This is a genomic window from Catellatospora sp. NPDC049609 (assembly GCF_040675365.1).
Classification (GTDB): domain Bacteria; phylum Actinomycetota; class Actinomycetes; order Mycobacteriales; family Micromonosporaceae; genus Catellatospora.
This window is the reverse complement of the sequence record NZ_JBFAOU010000001.1, coordinates 15,441-31,801: the sequence shown is the minus strand read 5'-3', so window position 1 is coordinate 31,801 and position 16,361 is coordinate 15,441. Positions and strand designations below refer to the sequence as shown.

The 16,361-nt window shown below is 73.2% G+C and carries 11 protein-coding genes; 8 read left to right on the top strand and 3 right to left on the bottom strand.

Annotated elements, in window-relative coordinates:
• Positions 1-7: 7 nt before the first annotated feature.
• Complete coding sequence (locus AB0J67_RS00140; protein WP_363474544.1) at positions 8-178, bottom strand: hypothetical protein; 171 nt, start codon at positions 176-178, stop codon at positions 8-10.
• Between the two features lie 254 nt (positions 179-432).
• Between AB0J67_RS00140 and AB0J67_RS00135 the strand changes: the two genes are divergently transcribed.
• The 8 genes from AB0J67_RS00135 (at position 433) to AB0J67_RS00100 (ending at position 14,332) form a co-directional block, all read left to right on the top strand.
• A complete protein-coding gene (locus AB0J67_RS00135; protein WP_363474542.1) occupies positions 433-1,689 on the top strand; it encodes an AI-2E family transporter in 1,257 nt (418 codons plus the stop codon).
• 402 nt (positions 1,690-2,091) lie between these two features.
• Entirely contained in the window at positions 2,092-2,235 is a 144-nt protein-coding gene (locus tag AB0J67_RS00130) for a hypothetical protein (RefSeq protein WP_363474540.1), read from the top strand.
• 299 nt (positions 2,236-2,534) lie between these two features.
• Positions 2,535-3,827, top strand: coding sequence for a cytochrome P450 (locus tag AB0J67_RS00125; protein ID WP_363474538.1), 1,293 nt, complete (start codon positions 2,535-2,537; stop codon positions 3,825-3,827).
• A 230-nt stretch (positions 3,828-4,057) separates the two neighbouring features.
• Positions 4,058-9,508, top strand: coding sequence for a carboxyl transferase domain-containing protein (locus tag AB0J67_RS00120; RefSeq protein ID WP_363474536.1), 5,451 nt, complete (start codon positions 4,058-4,060; stop codon positions 9,506-9,508).
• A 112-nt stretch (positions 9,509-9,620) separates the two neighbouring features.
• Positions 9,621-10,013 carry a hypothetical protein gene (locus AB0J67_RS00115; RefSeq protein ID WP_363474534.1) on the top strand — a complete coding sequence of 131 codons (393 nt, stop codon included), beginning with the start codon at positions 9,621-9,623 and terminating at the stop codon, positions 10,011-10,013.
• Positions 10,013-12,499: a DUF4132 domain-containing protein gene (locus AB0J67_RS00110; RefSeq protein WP_363474532.1), complete on the top strand. Its 2,487-nt coding sequence runs from the start codon at positions 10,013-10,015 to the stop codon at positions 12,497-12,499. The genes AB0J67_RS00115 and AB0J67_RS00110 overlap by 1 nt, the downstream gene beginning before the upstream one ends.
• A 73-nt stretch (positions 12,500-12,572) precedes the next feature.
• Positions 12,573-13,004: a VOC family protein gene (locus tag AB0J67_RS00105; RefSeq protein ID WP_363474530.1), complete on the top strand. Its 432-nt coding sequence runs from the start codon at positions 12,573-12,575 to the stop codon at positions 13,002-13,004.
• A gap of 53 nt (positions 13,005-13,057) precedes the next feature.
• Positions 13,058-14,332 carry an amidohydrolase family protein gene (locus AB0J67_RS00100; protein ID WP_363474528.1) on the top strand — a complete coding sequence of 425 codons (1,275 nt, stop codon included), beginning with the start codon at positions 13,058-13,060 and terminating at the stop codon, positions 14,330-14,332.
• 146 nt (positions 14,333-14,478) lie between these two features.
• On the opposite strand, the gene AB0J67_RS00095 is transcribed toward AB0J67_RS00100, so the two are convergent.
• Both AB0J67_RS00095 and AB0J67_RS00090 read right to left on the bottom strand, forming a co-directional pair.
• Positions 14,479-15,783, bottom strand: coding sequence for a sigma-70 family RNA polymerase sigma factor (locus AB0J67_RS00095; protein WP_363474715.1), 1,305 nt, complete (start codon positions 15,781-15,783; stop codon positions 14,479-14,481).
• Positions 15,783-16,202: a YciI family protein gene (locus tag AB0J67_RS00090; protein WP_363474526.1), complete on the bottom strand. Its 420-nt coding sequence runs from the start codon at positions 16,200-16,202 to the stop codon at positions 15,783-15,785. Before AB0J67_RS00090 ends, AB0J67_RS00095 begins: the two co-directional genes overlap by 1 nt.
• Positions 16,203-16,361 lie beyond the last annotated feature (159 nt).

Sequence of the window (16,361 nt, the reverse complement as noted above, 5' to 3'; positions counted from 1 at the left end):
CCGGAGGTCAGTCGGCCGCGCCGCCCTCGACCTCGGCCGGCACGGCGAACGGGTCGACGACGGCAGGGGTCGTCGCGGCGCGGCCGTGCGGTTCGGGCTGCGGCTCGACGGGCGTGCTGAACACCAGCGTCGTCTGCTGGTGCGAAGGTGCCGGTCGGTCTGCGGCGACGGCTGTCAACTCGGGCTCCCCGATGGTCGGAACGGTGCCGCACCTGTCGCGGGCGGCTGGACGTGACCATACCCACCGGATGCGACAGGTAACTCCTGTTTTCGCGAAGCGGCGACCCGGCCGCCGGTCCGCACCGGTCCGGCGGCGAAGCCCTGGTCCGCGTTTGCGCACGGCACGGGCGGGTAGGCGCTCATCGCAGCCGGCCCCGCGCCTTCGACCGGGATCACTGCCTCCGCGCGCGCCGCCTATCCGGGAGCCCCGCCATGCCCACGCCCGACACCGCCCCGCCGCCGACCGCCGAGGCCATCGCCCAAGCCCGCTGGCAGGCCGGCCTGCGGGCCGCCCAGGAGCGGCTGCGCGCGGGCCGCGACCGCACGCCGCTCGTGCTGCCGGACTTCGGCGGCGAACACGAGGACGAGGCGCCGGCCGACCCGGACCACGCGGTCCCCTACTGGCTGCGCCTGGCCGCCGCCGCCGGGTGGCGCCTGCTCGTGCTGGCCGCCGTCGCGTGGGTGCTGCTGTCGCTGGCCGGCCGGCTGGCCCAGGTGCTCGTCCCGCTGGCCATCGCGCTGCTGCTGTCGGCGCTGCTGTCGCCCATGGTGCAGATCCTGCGCCACCGGCTGCGGCTGCCCCCGTCGCTGGCCACCGCGATCGTCCTGTTCGGCGGGGTGATCCTCACCGTCGGCTTTCTCACGCTGCTGGTCTCCCAGCTCATCGAGGGAGCGCCGGAGCTGGGCGAGAACGCCTCGGCCGGCCTGCAGCAGATCCGTGACTGGCTGCGCACCGGGCCGCTGCACCTGTCCACGCACCAGCTCGACGTCACCTTCGACGCCGCGGGCACCTGGGTGCGCGACAACCGGCAGAACCTCACCAGCGGCCTGTTCGCCACCGCGGGCGCGAGCCTCCAGCTGCTGGTCACCGCCATGCTCATCATCGTCGTGACGTTCTTCTTCCTGCGCGACGGCCGCCGGCTGTGGCAGCTGGCGATGATCGCCGTGCCGCGGCGCGCGCGGCGGCCGGTGCTGGAGGCGGGCGACGCGGGGTGGCTGACGCTGGTCGCGTACGTGCGCGCCACCGTCATCGTGGCGTTCATCGACGCCCTCGGCATCGGGCTGGCGCTGGTCCTGCTCCGGGTCGAGTTCGCGTTCGTGCTGGCCGCGCTGGTGTTCCTGGCCTCGTTCATCCCGATCGTCGGCGCGACGGTGTCCGGCGCGGTGGCGGTGCTGGTCGCGCTCGTCGACCAGGGTCCGGTCACGGCGGTGATCGTGCTGGCCGCGGTCATCGCGGTGCAGCAGCTCGAAGGGCACGTGCTCCAGCCGCTGATCATGGGGCGGACGGTGTCGATCCACCCCCTCGCGGTGATCGTCGCCCTCGCCGCGGGCATCGCCATCGCCGGCATCGTCGGCGCGCTGGTGTCCGTGCCGATCGTGGCGGTCCTCAACACGGCGCTGCGTCACCTGCTGCAGGGCCGGCAGCCAGCCCCGGACGCCGTCGTGGTCAGCTCCGATCCGACCCCCTGAGGGCGCGACCGCGCCGGGCAGCCGTCGCCGCTGGAGAGGATCCGATGACCCGTGCCAGGTCACCGCATCGCGATCCCACCGACCGGCAGATCCGAAGGAAAGGCCGGTACGCCGCCAAGGCGAATCCGGCGTCCGCCGGTGTCGCGGGAGTGGACAGGTGTGCTAATTTGGTGCGGCCTGGCCGGCGAGAACCAAGCTGGCAGGGCCTACCGCCGGGCTGGCGGGAAGTCAGGTCTGTGGAGCTCGTGTAAGACCGATGAGCGGCACACCGCTCCTTGCTGGTAACCCAGGTCGGCAACGGGCTGCGAAGCAGAAAGGTCAACCCGCGAGGGTCGAGTCCCCCGCTTCAGCTGGGGGAGATGTCAAGTACGCGGACAAGTTCCGCAGCAAGACGACGCCGCGGTGTTCCTGACCGCGGCCGCCTACACCGCGAGCATCCGCCGCTTCGGCGAGGACAAGGCGACCCGGTTCACCGAGATGGTCGCGCAGTACGGCGAGCCGGACCTGGCGGAGCTCGCCCGCCGGTTCGGCCACGCCCTGGTGTGACGGCCGGCCGTCATCGACGGCTCGTGCGGAGGGCGCCGCTCGCCGTACCCCGCGGATGGTTGCATGCGCAAGCGACGCGTGACACGATAGATTCTCATATCTAGTTCTATGGATATAGGAGGTCACCATGGCACGCGTGCTGCGCCACGTCGCCGCTCGCCTGATGGGCAGGTCTCAGGTCAGCGGGCGCTACCCGTACTGGTTCTACGGCTACGACCAGTAGCGCGACCGGCGACCGCCGGAGCACCGACGACAGGATCCCGATCCGGGATCCTGTGGCTTTTTCGGGGGGAGACCTGATGGCACAGGCCGACGAGTGCCGGCGGCCGCCGGGGCCGCGCGGGCACTGGCTGCTGGGCAACACGCCCGCCTACGACACCGACCGCATCGGCTTCCTCCGGCGCACCCACCGCGAGCACGGCGACGTCTTCGCCTTCGACGAGCGCACGGTCTTCGTGGCCGATCCCGAGCTCGCCCACGACGCGCTGGCCCGCACCAACAGCAGCTTCCTGACCGAGCTGACCCCGTTCGACACGCGGCCCGACCTGGATCGGGCCGCCGCACAGGCCGACGCGTGGATGTCGGCCCGCCGCACGGTGTGGCCGGGCCTGAACCACGCCGCCGCCGCGGCGGCCGACGGCCGGACCGTCGCGCTCCTCGACGCGCTCGCCGGGCTCGCGGCCGAACGCGAGGTCGACGTGCTGCCCATGATGCGCACGTACGCCGCCCACGCGATCGCCGGGTACTGCTTCGGCCGCGACGCCACCGGCATCCCCGAGCTGCTGGCCGACAACCTGGAGATCACCGAGCCGTTCACCGACACGTCCTACCGGCTCCCGGCCTGGCTGCCGCTGCCCCGCCACCGGCGGTTCTTCCGCGTGCACCGGCACACCGTCGACACGCTGACCGGGATAGTGCGGCGCAGGCGCGCCGATCCGGGGCGGACGCCTGCGGATCTGCTCGGCTTCCTGCTCGCCGCCGACCCCGCGATGGGCGACCGGACGGTCATGTCGACGCTGCGCGGCATCCTGATGGGCGGCCACGGCATCCCCGCGGCCGCGCTGACCTCCATCGTCCGGGAGCTGGCCACCCGGCCCCGGCTGGCGGGCGACCTGCGCGACGAGGCGGGCAGCGGCGCACCGGCGGCCCGGCTGCCGCTGGCCGAGGCCGTGGTCAAGGAGGTGCTCCGGCTGCACCCTCCGGTGTGGCTGATGACCCGCACCGCGCGCACGGCCACCACGCTGGGCGGCTGGACCCTGAACCCCGGCGACGAGGTGCTGATCAACCCGTACCTCATCCAGCGCGATCCACGATGGTGGGAGCGGGCGGACGGGTTCGACCCCGGCCGGTGGCTGTCCGGGCAGGCCGCGCCGCGCGCGGCGTACCTGCCGTTCGGCGCGGGCCCGCGGGTCTGCGTCGGCGCCGCGCTGGCGCTGCGGCAGCTCACGCTCGCCACGTCGCGGCTGGCGCAGGCGTACACCGTGGAGTCGTCGAACGCCGCGGGGGCCGAGCCGAGGTTCCACGGCCGGCTCGCGCCCTCGGGGCTGCGGGCGCGGCTGCGGCCGGGCGGGCCCGCTCGTCACGCAACGTAGCGTGCGCGATGATGGTAGGGCGGAACCCACCGGTCTCCGGCCGCCAGATCTTGTCCTGATTTGGTCATGATTGTTCGTTTGAACATCATCGAGTTTTGGTGGGAACCTACAAATTTCGCTGTCGTCTACTGATACGACCAACGGTTTCCTACCGGCCAGTAAGTGCGAAGGTTGGTTACGGGACCCCGCCCCTGAAGGGGTCCCGGTTCGGTTCCTGGGAGGCTTGCTCGGTGTTCAGTCGTATCGCCATCGTCAACCGCGGTGAGGCCGCCATGCGGCTCATCCACGCCGTCCGCGAGATCAACGCCGAGGCCGGCTCCCCACCGATCGAGACCATCGCGCTGTACACCGAAGCGGAGCGCACCGCCTCCTTCGTCCGCGAGGCCGACGACGCCTACTGCCTCGGCCCCGCCTCGGCCCGCCCGTACCTCGACCACGCCGTGCTGGAGCGCGCCCTGGTCGAGACGCACGCGGACGCGGCCTGGGTGGGCTGGGGCTTCGTCGCCGAGGACCCGACGTTCGCCGAGCTCTGCGAGAAGATCGGCGTCACCTTCATCGGCCCGAGCGCCGAGGCGATGCTCAAGCTCGGCGACAAGATCGGCTCGAAGCTGATCGCCGAGGAGGTCGGCGTCCCGGTCGCACCGTGGAGCCGCGGCGCGGTCGAGAGCCTCGACGCCGCCAAGGCCGCCGCCGCGCAGATCGGCTACCCGCTGATGCTCAAGGCCACCGCCGGCGGCGGCGGGCGCGGCATCCGGGTCGTGCGCAGCGACGAGGAGCTCACCGACGCGTACGACCGCACCAGCCTGGAGGCCAAGCGCGCCTTCGGCAGCGGCATCGTGTTCCTGGAGCGCCTGGTCACCGGCGCGCGCCACGTCGAGGTCCAGGTGATCGCCGACGGCCAGGGCACCGCGTGGGCGCTGGGCGTGCGCGACTGCTCGGTGCAGCGGCGCAACCAGAAGGTCATCGAGGAGTCCGCCTCGCCGGTGCTCGCCCCCGAGCAGATCGCCGAGGTCAAGGCGGCGGCCGAGCGGCTCGCGCTGGCCGTGGGCTACAAGGGCGCGGGCACCGTCGAGTTCCTCTACCACCCCGGCGAGAAGCTGTTCGCCTTCCTGGAGGTCAACACCCGGCTGCAGGTCGAGCACCCGATCACCGAGGCCGTCACCGACTTCGACCTGGTCAAGGCACAGATCCACGTCGCCGCGGGCGGCCGGCTCGGCGACCGGGTCCCCACCGAGATCGGCCACGCCGTGGAGGCCCGGCTCAACGCCGAGGACCCCGACCGCGATTTCGCGCCCTCGCCCGGCCGGATCGTGCGGCTGACGCTGCCCGCCGGCCCCGGCGTCCGGGTCGACACCGGCGTCGCCGAGGGCGACGTGATCCCCGCCGACTTCGACTCGATGATCGCCAAGATCATCGCGTACGGCCGCACCCGCGAGGAGGCGCTCGGCCGGCTGCGCCGCGCGGTCTCCGAGACCACGGTCATCATCGAGGGCGGCGCGACCAACAAGAGCTTCCTGCTCGACCTGCTCGACCAGCCCGAGGTCATCGACGGCAGCGCCGACACCGGCTGGATCGACCGCGTCCGCGCCGAGGGCCGCCTGTTCTCCACCAGGCACTCCGGCATCGCCCTGGCCGCCGCCGCGATCGAGGCGTACGAGGACGAGGCGATGGTCGAGCAGCAGCGGCTGCTGTCCACCGCGCACGGCGGCCGCCCGCAGGTCCAGCACAAGAGCGGCCGGCCGATCGACCTCAAGCTGCGCGGCGCCGGCTACCGGGTGACCGTCGCGCAGATCGGGCCGCACCGGTTCCGGGTCGGCATCGGCGAAGAGTCCACCGTGGACGTCGAGCTGGAGCGGTTCGACGAGCACACCGGCCGGATCGTGGTCAACGGCCGCCGCTTCCGGCTGGTCACCGACACCCACGGGCCGATCCACCTGGTCGAGGTGGACGGGGTCACCCACCGGGTCAGCCGCGACGAGGGCGGCGTGCTGCGCTCCCCCGCCCCGGCGCTGGTCGTCGCCGTCCCGATCGAGGTCGGCGCCGAGGTCGAGGCGGGCGCGCCCGTGCTCGTCCTGGAGAGCATGAAGATGGAGACGGTGCTGCGCGCGCCGGTCAAGTCCCGGGTGCGCGAATGCCTGGTCACCGTCGGCAGCCAGGTCGAGACCGGCGCGCCGATGCTGCGCCTGGAGCCGCTCGGCGACGGCGACGGCGCCGAGGCCGCCGAGACCGCGACCGTCGACCTGGAGCTGCCGCACGAGCCGGCCGGCCTGTCCGCCGAGGCCCGCGTCGCGCGCGGCATCGCCGACCTGCGCAGCCTGCTGCTCGGCTACGACGTCGACCCCCGCGACGAGCGCCGCGCGCTCTCGGCGTACCTGGCCGGCCGGGCCGAGTCGGGCCGCCGCCCGATCGAGGCCGAGGTCGGGCTGCTGCAGGTCTTCGCCGACCTGTCCGAGCTGAGCCGCAACCGGCCCGCCGGCGAGGAGACCCGGGCCGACACCCGCGTGCACAGCCCGCGCGAGTACTTCCACACGTACCTGCAGAGCCTCGACGTCGACCGCAGCGGCCTGTCCGACACCTTCCGGCAGCGGCTCGGGCGGGTGCTGGCCCACTACGGCATCGACGGCTTCGACCGCACGCCCGCGCTGGAGGAGGCGGTCTTCCGGATCTTCCTCGCGCAGCAGCGGGCCTCCGCCGACGTCGCGGTCATCGTCGCCCTGCTGCGGCAGTGGCTGACCGACCCGATGCCCGGCGACGGGCAGCGCGAGCTGGTCAGCCAGGCGCTGGAGCACCTGATCTCGGCGACCCAGGTCCGTTTCCCGGTCGTCAGCGACCTCGCCCGCAGCGTGGTGTTCCGCTGGGCCGCCCAGCCGATGCTGCGCCGCAAGCGCGCCGAGGTCTACAACGAGGTCCGCGAGCACCTGCGCCACCTCGACCGCGACCCGGCCGCCGCCGATCGCGCCGAGCGGATCGCGAAGATGGTCGCCTCGCCCGAGCCGCTGGTCCGGCTGCTCGGCCAGCGGATCGGCCGGCCGGGCGCCGACCCGGGGCCGCTGCTGGAGGTGCTCAGCCGCCGGTACTACGGCAGCCGCGGCGCCGGCGACTCCCGCTGCGTGGAGGTCGACGGCCACACCTTCTTCACCACCGAGTACGACCGCGACGACGAGCGGTTCCGCCTGATCGCGACGGCGGCCGACTTCGCCGAGCTGCCCGCGGCCCTGGGCAAGATCGCCGGGCTGGTCGCCAACGGCTCGGTCGCCGACGTGTACCTCACCTGGGCCGGGCAGCCCGACACCGACACGATGGCCACCACCCTGCGCGAGGTGCTCGACCGCGCCGGGCTGCTGGACGTGCTCCAGCGGGTGACGATGTCGGTCGCCGGGCCGACCGGCACCGCGATGCACCACCACTTCACGTTCCGCCCCGGCGAGGGCGAGGACCGGGTGATCCGCGGCCTGCACCCGATGATCGCCCAGCGTCTGCAGCTGCCGCGCCTGGCGAACTTCGACCTGACCCGGCTGCCGTCGGCGGACGAGGAGGTCTACGTCTTCCGCTGCGTCGCGCCGAGCAACCCGGCCGACGAGCGGCTGGCCGCGATGGGCCAGGTCCGCGACCTGACGCCGCTGCGCGACGCCGAGGGCCGGGTCATCGCCCTGCCCGCGCTGGAGGGCATGCTCGACGGTTGCCTCGACGCGATCCGCCGCGTGCAGGCGCAGCGCCCGGCGCGCAAGCGCCTGGACACCAACCGGATCACCCTCTACGTCTGGCCGTCCAGTGAGCTGACCATGGAGGATCTGCACGGCGTCATCCAGCGCGTGCTGCCGCGCACCGCCGGTGCGGGCCTGGAGAAGGTGCTGGTGCTCGGCCGCCAGCGGGACGCGGCGACCGGTGAGATGGCCGACGTCGCGGTCGAGGTCTCCTTCGACGCCGGCATGCGGATGTCGGTCACCGCGCCGACGACCAAGCTGATCCAGCCGATCGACGACTACCGGCAGAAGGTGCTGTCGGCGCGCCGGCGCGGCACGACGTACCCGTACGAGCTGACCAACCTGCTCGCCGGCAAGGACGGCACCTTCACCGAGTACGACCTGGACGACCAGGGCGCGCTCGCCCCGGTCGAGCGGCCCAAGGGGCGTAACAAGGCGGGCATCGTCGCCGGTGTGGTCAGCACGCCGACCGACCGCTACCCCGAGGGCGTCACCCGCGTGGTCCTGCTCGGCGACCCGACCAAGGCGCTGGGCGCGCTCGCCGAGCCCGAGTGCGCGCGGGTCATCGCCGCACTCGACCTGGCCGAGCGCATGCAGGTGCCCGTCGACTGGTACGCCCTGTCGGCCGGCGCGCGGATCTCGATGAGCTCCGGCACCGAGAACATGGACTGGGTGGCCGCTGCGCTCAAGCGGATCGTGGAGTTCACCCAGGACGGCGGCGAGATCAACATCGTGATCGCCGGGATCACCGTCGGCGCCCAGCCCTACTGGAACGCCGAGGCCACCATGCTCATGCACACCAAGGGCATCCTGGTGATGACGCCGGACTCGGCGATGGTGCTCACCGGCAAGCAGTCCCTGGACTTCTCCGGCGGCGTGTCGGCCGAGGACAACTACGGCATCGGCGGCTACGACCGCGTCATGGGCCCCAACGGCCAGGCCCAGTACTGGGCGCCCGACCTGCGGGCCGCCCAGGACGTGCTGATGGCCCACCACGACCACGCGTACATCGCCCCCGGCGAGTCCGGGCCGCGCCGCGCCGCCACCGGCGACCCGGCCGACCGCGACATCTCCGGCTTCCCGCACTCGGCGCCCGACAGCGACTTCACCACCGTCGGGCAGATCTTCTCCCGGGAGCACAACCCCGACCGCAAGAAGCCGTTCGACATCCGGACCGTGATGCGCGCGCTCGTCGACCAGGACCACCGGGTGCTGGAGCGCTGGGCGGGCATGGCAGACGCCGACACCGCGGTCGTGCAGGACGTGCACCTGGGCGGCATCCCGGTGACCCTGCTCGGCATCGAGTCCCGCTCGGTGCCGCGGCACGGGTTCCCGCCCACCGACGGCCCCGACACGTACACCGCGGGCACCCTGTTCCCGCAGTCGTCGAAGAAGGCCGCGCGGGCCATCAACGCCGCCAGCGGCAACCGGCCCCTGGTCGTGCTGGCCAACCTGTCCGGCTTCGACGGCTCCCCGGAGTCGATGCGCAAGCTGCAGCTGGAGTACGGCGCCGAGATCGGCCGGGCGATCGTGAACTTCCGGGGCCCGATCGTGTTCTGCGTGATCTCGCGCTACCACGGCGGCGCGTTCGTGGTGTTCTCCAAGGCGCTCAACCCGAACATGACCGTGCTGGCCGTGGAGGGCTCGTTCGCCTCGGTGCTCGGCGGCGCGCCCGCCGCCGCGGTGGTGTTCTCCGCCGACGTCGACGCGCGCACCGCCAAGGACCCGCGCGTGGCCGACCTGCAGGCGCGGGTCGCCACCGCGACCGGCGGCGAGCGGGCGGCGCTGGCCGCGCAGCTGCTCGACGTGCGGGCCACGGTCCGGGCGGAGAAGCTCAGCGAGGTGGCCGCCGAGTTCGACGGCGTGCACAGCATCCAGCGGGCCGTGCAGGTCGGCTCGGTGGACGCCATCGTCCGGCCGGAGGAGCTGCGCCCGCAGATCATCGCGGCCATCGAACGCGGCCTCGCGAAGGCGTGACACCCGCCTCCTGCTGATCGAAGCTCCTTTCCCGCCGTTCCACCAGCGGGAAAGGAGCTTCGATCACGACAGGGCGGGACGGTGTCGGTCCGCCTCTCTAGACTCCGCGGCCATGGCGACGCTGACCATTGTCGACGAGACGACCGCGGGCGAACGCGGCACCGCATGGCATCTGGAGATCTTCGAGGAACGGATGTCCCTGCGCGAGATCATCAGGCGCCGGGTGTTCCAGGAGGTGGCCGAGCACAACGCGGCCGGTGCCGAGGTGTTCCACGGCCTGGTGCAGCCCGGTGACACCGAGCGGACGCTCAACGGCCTACGGATGAAGGCACACCGCCGGGTCGACGCCGAGCAGCAGTTCGCGCGGGCCGTCGAGGCGTTCTCGCGCAACGGCTTCGTGGTGCTCGTCGACGACCGGCAGGTCGAGGAGCTGGACACCGAACTCCAGCTAGGACGCGGCACGGAGATCACCTTCCTCAAGCTCGTCCCGCTGGTGGGTGGCTGATGGCACCGACGGCGCAGTTCCCGGCGCGGATCGCGGAACTGCAAACGCTCCTCGCGACCGACGGTGCCGAGGCCGTCGTGGACCTGCTGGTGGCGCTCGGCGAGCAGACCCGCGGGGCGTGGGGATTCGGCGAGCCGTCGGTCCGTGACGTGCTGTCCGCATCGCCCGGACGACGGCGGGCGGCGCTGCTCCGGCTGCTGCTCGACCGGGCCCGCACGGCGCGCACCGCCGCGTCCGCCGACCACCTGTACGAGCTGGCCGAGTGGCTGGCGCACGGGCTGTCCCTGCCGGACCGGGCCGAGGAGCTGGCCCTGGTGCTGGACGTGGCCGGGCAGCGCTGGACCTGCCACGACCCGGACCTGATCGGCACCGCCTGGGACCTGCTGGACCGGGGGCGGCCGCTGCCCGCCGACTTCCTGGCGACGCTGCGCCGGACCGTCGCCGGCACCTACCACACGAAGGTCTTCGCCGCGCTGCTCGCCAAGGTGCCGGCGCCGCCGCTGCTCAATCTGGGCGAGGCCTGGGCGGACCGGGTGCTGGCCGACGTCGCCGAGCTGGGGCAGCCCTGGCACGACCTGGTGGCGCACGCCGCGACCGCCACCCCGACGAAGATCACGAAGGCGTTCGAGAAGCGCGGCCGGGCGCTGCTGGACACCGTCGGCGCGGACAAGGCCGCTGACGTGCTGGGCGGCTGGCTCACCCTGGTCGGGCGGTCCAGGACCCGGCCGCTGGTGCGCCGCCACTACGACGGCGACGTCAACGAGCTCTACGACCCGGTCAACGCCACCACGCTGCGCGGCCTGATCTGGCTGGCGGGCCTGCTGCCGCCCCGGCCGGAGACGGCCCGGCTGCTCGGCGCGGTGGTCGAGACGTCGCTGCGCAAGGCCGCCGGGGTCGGCCCGCGCTCGCCGAAGATCGCCAACACGGCCGTGCACACGCTGGCGCGCCTCGAGTCCGACGAGGCGCTCGCGCAGATCGCCCGGCTGGCGGCCCGGGTCACCTACAAGGGCACGCTGAAGGAGCTCAACACCGCCCTGGACACCCGGGCGCAGGCCCTCGGGCTGAGCCGGGCGGAGGTCGAGGAGCTGGCCGTGCCCGCGTACGGGCTGACCGAGGTCGGGCGCCGCGTGGACCACTTCGGTGAGGTCCGCGCGGAGACCGTGGTCGGCGCCGGCGGCGTCCACACGAGCTGGCACACCGCCGCAGGCCGGGTCGTGAAGTCGGCGCCCGCGGCGGTGCGCCGTGACCACGCCGAGCAGCTGCGCGAGCTGAAGGCGGCCGGCAAGGACATCGAGCAGATGCTCGCCGCGCAGGCCGAGCGGCTGGACCGCCAGTTCCTGGCCCGGCGCAGTTGGGCCTACCCGGCCTGGCGCGCCCGCTACCTGGACCACCCGCTGCTCGGCACCCTCGCCCGGCGGCTGATCTGGGTCATCGGGGAGCAGCAGGCGGTCGCCTGGTCGGCGGCTGGGCTCACCACCCTGGACGGCACGGTCGCCGAGCCGGAGCCCGACGCGACGGTGCGGTTGTGGCATCCCATCGGCCGCCCGGTCGACGAGGTGCTGGCGTGGCGCGAGCGGCTGGAACGCGACCAGGTCGTGCAGCCGTTCAAGCAGGCGCACCGCGAGGTCTACCTGCTGACCGCGGCCGAGGAGAACACCCGCACCTACTCCAACCGGTACGCCGCGCACGTGCTGCGCCAGCACCAGTTCCACGCCCTCGCCGCCGCCCGCGGCTGGCGCAACCGGCTGCGGCTGATGGTCGACGACGAGTACCCGCCCGCGACCCGGGAACTGCCCGAGTGGGGGCTGCGGGCCGAGTTCTGGGTCGAGGGCGCCGGGCACGAGTACGGCGCCGACACCACCGACAGCGGCGCGTACCTGCACCTGGCGACCGACCAGGTGCGCTTCTACGCCCTCGATGCGCCCGGGCACTCCGCGCACGCGGGTGGCGGCGGCTACCACCGCTCGTGGCGCGACCGGCCCGCGGACGGGATACCGCTCGACCAGGTCCCGCCGCTGGCGTTCAGCGAGGTGATGCGCGACGTGGACCTGTTCGTCGGCGTGGCCAGCGTCGGCAACGACCCGACATGGCAGGACGGCGGGCCGGAGGGCCGGTTCCTCGACTACTGGACGTCCTACAGCTTCGGCGAGCTGACCGCGACCGCGCAGACCCGCCGCGACCTGCTGCGGCGGCTGGTGCCCCGGCTCGCGATCGCCGACCGGGCCACCGTCGAGGACCGTTTCCTCGTGGTACGCGGTGACCTGCGCACCTACCGCATCCACCTCGGCTCGGGCAACATCCTGATGAGCCCGAACGACCAGTACCTGTGCATCGTGGCGAGCCAGAGCGCCGCGGCCGGCACCGGCGGGGTGTTCCTGCCCTTCGAGGGCGACCGCGTGCTCGCCGTGATCCTCAGCAAGGCCATGCTGCTGGCCCGTGACAGCGCCATCACCGACCCCACCATCACCCGCCAGATCCAGCGCTGACCCCGCACGGCACCGCCGCGGCCGGCCTTGCGGGGACGGTGCGGGCGGTGCCGTGCTGCCATACTTCGTCCTCGTGACCGTTCCCGCGCGCCTGTCCATCGTGACGCTCGGCGTCTCCGACCTCACCCGCTCGACGGCGTTCTACCAGGCGCTCGGCTGGCCGCTGTCCGGCCGCTCGTCGGCCGAGATCAGCTTCTTCCGCACCGGCGGCGCGCTGCTGGCCCTCTACCCCACCGCCGAGCTGGCCGCCGACGCGTTGCTACCCGCGGCCGAGGTGACCGGCTTCCGCGGCGTCACCTGCGCGATCAACCTCGGCTCGGAGTCCGAGGTGGACGAGGCGCTCGCCGCCGCGGTCGCGGCCGGAGCGACGCTGCTCAAGGCCGCTCGAAAGGCGGAGTGGGGCGGGCACTCGGGATACTTCGCCGACCCGGACGGGCACGCCTGGGAGGTGGCGTACAACCCGTTCTGGCCGCTGAACGAGCACGGCCTGCCCGAGCTGCCGTAGCCGGAGCGCGACATTCGGCAGAAGTCGCACGGTCGGCACGGGACAATCGGTTCATGGCCGGTGAGCAGCAGACATCGATCGTGAACGTCCGCGTCTTCGACGGTGTCGCCGACGCGCTCACGGCGCCGACGACGGTCACGGTCACCGGCAACCTCATCACCGGGGTCGGCGACCACCCCGCCGAGGGCACCGTGCTCGACGGCGGCGGCCGGGTGCTGATGCCCGGACTGATCGACGCGCACTGGCACGCCATGATGGCCGCCGTATCCCTGCCGGTGCTGGCCACGTCCGATCCCGGCTACCTGCACCTGATCGCCGCGAAGGAGGCCGAGCGGACCCTGCTGCGCGGGTTCACCACGGTGCGCGACGCGGGCGGGCCGGTGTTCGCGCTGAAACGCGCCGTCGACGAGGGCATCGTCGCCGGACCGCGTATCTACCCCAGTGGCGCGTTCATCAGCCAGACCGCGGGGCACGGCGACTTCCGGTCGCTGCTGGAGCTGCCCCGCGAGCCCGGTGCGCCGCTGAGCATGGTGGAGCGCACCGGCACCTCGGTGATCGCCGACGGGGTCGACGCGGTCCTGCGCGCCACCCGCGAGCAGCTCATGCGGGGCGCGAGCCAGATCAAGGTGATGGCCGGGGGCGGCGTCGCGTCGTCGTACGACCCGATCGACGTCACCCAGTACACGTTCGCCGAGCTGGCGGCCGCGGTGGAGGCGGCCGGGCACTGGGGCACCTACGTGATGGTGCACGCGTACACCCCGGCGTCGGTGCGGCAGGCGGTCCGGGCCGGGGTGCGCTGCGTCGAGCACGGGCACCTGCTCGACGACGAGACCGCGGCGCTGCTGGCCGAGCGGGACGTGTGGTGGTCGCTGCAGCCGTTCCTCGACGACGAGGACGCCATCCCGATCCCGACCCCGGAGGGCCGGGCCAAGCAGCGGCTGATCACCGACGGCACCGAGGCGGCGTACGCGCTGGCCCGCAAGCATGGGGTGCGGCTGGCCTGGGGCACCGACACCCTGTTCGACGCCCGGCTGGCGGGCCGGCAGGGTGCGCAGCTGGCGAAGCTGGCCCGCTGGTTCACCCCGGCCGCGGCGCTGCGCATGGCGACCAGCGAGAACGCGGCGCTGCTGGCCCTGTCCGGCCCGCGCGACCCGTATCCGGCGCCGCTGGGCGTGGTGCGGCCGGGCGCGTACGCGGACCTGCTGCTCGTGGACGGTGATCCACTGGCGGACCTGGCGGTGCTCGCCGACCCGGCGAACCTCGCCGTGATCATGAAGGATGGCGCCCTCGTCCGGAACACGCTGGCCACGCCGGGTTCGGGCGGGTAGTCAGATCCGTTCGAAGCGGACGGACGTGTTCGCGTCCTCGGTCGTCAGGTGCGTCGGCGAGCACGCGTACCGGCTGCTGAGCCACCAGATCCCAGGGACCTTGCGCTCGTCATGGACGTTGGCCGGGGGCGTGCCGGGAGAGCCCGTCAGGCGAGTGCGGCGGCCTTGCGGAGGAGGACGGAGCGTTCGCGGAGGTTGGCGCACAGGCGGGCGGCGAGTTCCAGCTCGGCACGTGCCTCGGCGGTGCGGCCGAGCCGGGCGAGCAGCTCGCCGCGCACGGTGGGCACCAGGTGCGACCCGGGCAGGCGGTCGGTGGCGACCAGCTCGTCCACGATGGCCAGCGCCGGCCCGGGGCCGCTCGCCATCGCGACGGCGACGGCCCGGTTCAGCTCGACCACGGGCGAGGGTGCCACCCGGCCCAGCGCCTCGTACAGCAGCACGATGCGTTCCCAGTCGGTCTGCGCGACCGACGGCGCGGACGCGTGGCACGCGGCGATCGCCGCCTGCAGCCCGTAGGGCCCGAGGCCGCGCCCGACGGCCGACGCCTTCCCGAGCGCGGCCAGGCCGCGGCGGATCGCCGACCGGTCCCACAGGCGCCGGTCCTGGTCCTCCAGGAGCACCGGCTCCCCGTCGGACCCGGTCCGGGCCGGGAACCGCGCGGCCGTCAGCTCGCACAGGGCGAGCAGCCCGGACGCCTCCGGCTCGGCGGGCAGCAGCGCGGTCAGCGTGCGGGCGAGCCGGATCGCCTCGTACGCCAGATCGCGCCGCAGCAGGCTGTCGCCCGCCGTCGCCGTCGAGCCCTCCGTGAAGATCACGTAGAGCACGCTCAGGACGCTGCCGAGCCGCTCGCGCCGCTGCTCGGCGGGCGGCAGCTCGAACGGCACCGCCGCGGCGGCGATCGTCTTCTTCGCCCGGGTGATCCGTGCCTGGACCGTCGGCACCGGCACCAGGAACGCCCGCGCGATCTCCTCGCTGGACAGACCACCGACCGCGCGCAGCGTGAGCGCCACCCGCGCCTCCGGCGACAGCACCGGATGGCAGGCGATGAAGATCAGCGCGAGCACGTCGTCGTCGACCCGGTCCGGGTCCCAGGGCAGGTCGCCCGGGTCCTGCGCCGGGGTGTTCAGGCCCGAGCTGGTCCCGCCCTCGCCGAGGCGGCGGGCGAGCGCGGCGTACCGCTCGTCGCGGGCCGAGCGGCGGCGGAAGGCGTCGATGGCCCGTCGCCGGGCGGACGCCAGCAGCCAGCCCACCGGATCGCGGGGCGACCCGTCACGCGACCACGCGACGAGCGCCTCGGCGACCGCCTCCTGCGCCACGTCCTCGGCGAGCGCGAAGTCGCCGGTGTACCGGGCCAGCGCGCCGACGATCCGGGCGGACTCGATGCGCCAGACGGCCTCGACGGCCCGCCGTGCCGGCTCGGTGACCGGCGGGCCGTCGACGTCGGAGGTCATCAGAGCTGGCCGGTCCGCTCGCGCCACGCCCGCTCCTTGACGATCCACTCGTTGTCCTGCGGGAACTCGTCGATGCTCGGCACCCGGCGGATCTCACACTTCGATCCGTCCATCGCGGGCAGCCGCTTGGCCCACTCGACCGCCTCCTCCTTGGTGGCCACGTCGATCACGTAGAAGCCGCCGAACAGCTCCTTCGTCTCGCCGTACGGGCCGTCGGTGACCACCGGGGTCTCGCCGCTGAAGTCGACCACCACGCCCTGGGCCGGGTCCTCCAGACCCTCGGCGGCGACCAGCACGCCCGCCCGGATCAGCTCCTCGTTGAAGCGGCCGACCGTCTCCAGCATCTGCTCGAAGGGCGTGTCCATCATCTTCGCGAGGGACTCGTCGGTCGCGCGCATGATCAGCATGTACTTGGCCATCTCGGTTCTCCTTGCCGTCGGGCCGTCTCTCGACCCTCTCACCCCTGGGTCGAACGGCACGCCGCCGGATCGACACGGCGTTCGCAGATTTTCTGGCGGGACGGTGGAATCCACCAGGTCGCATCAGATCACGCAGCTATGCCTGATGAATCCACCGTA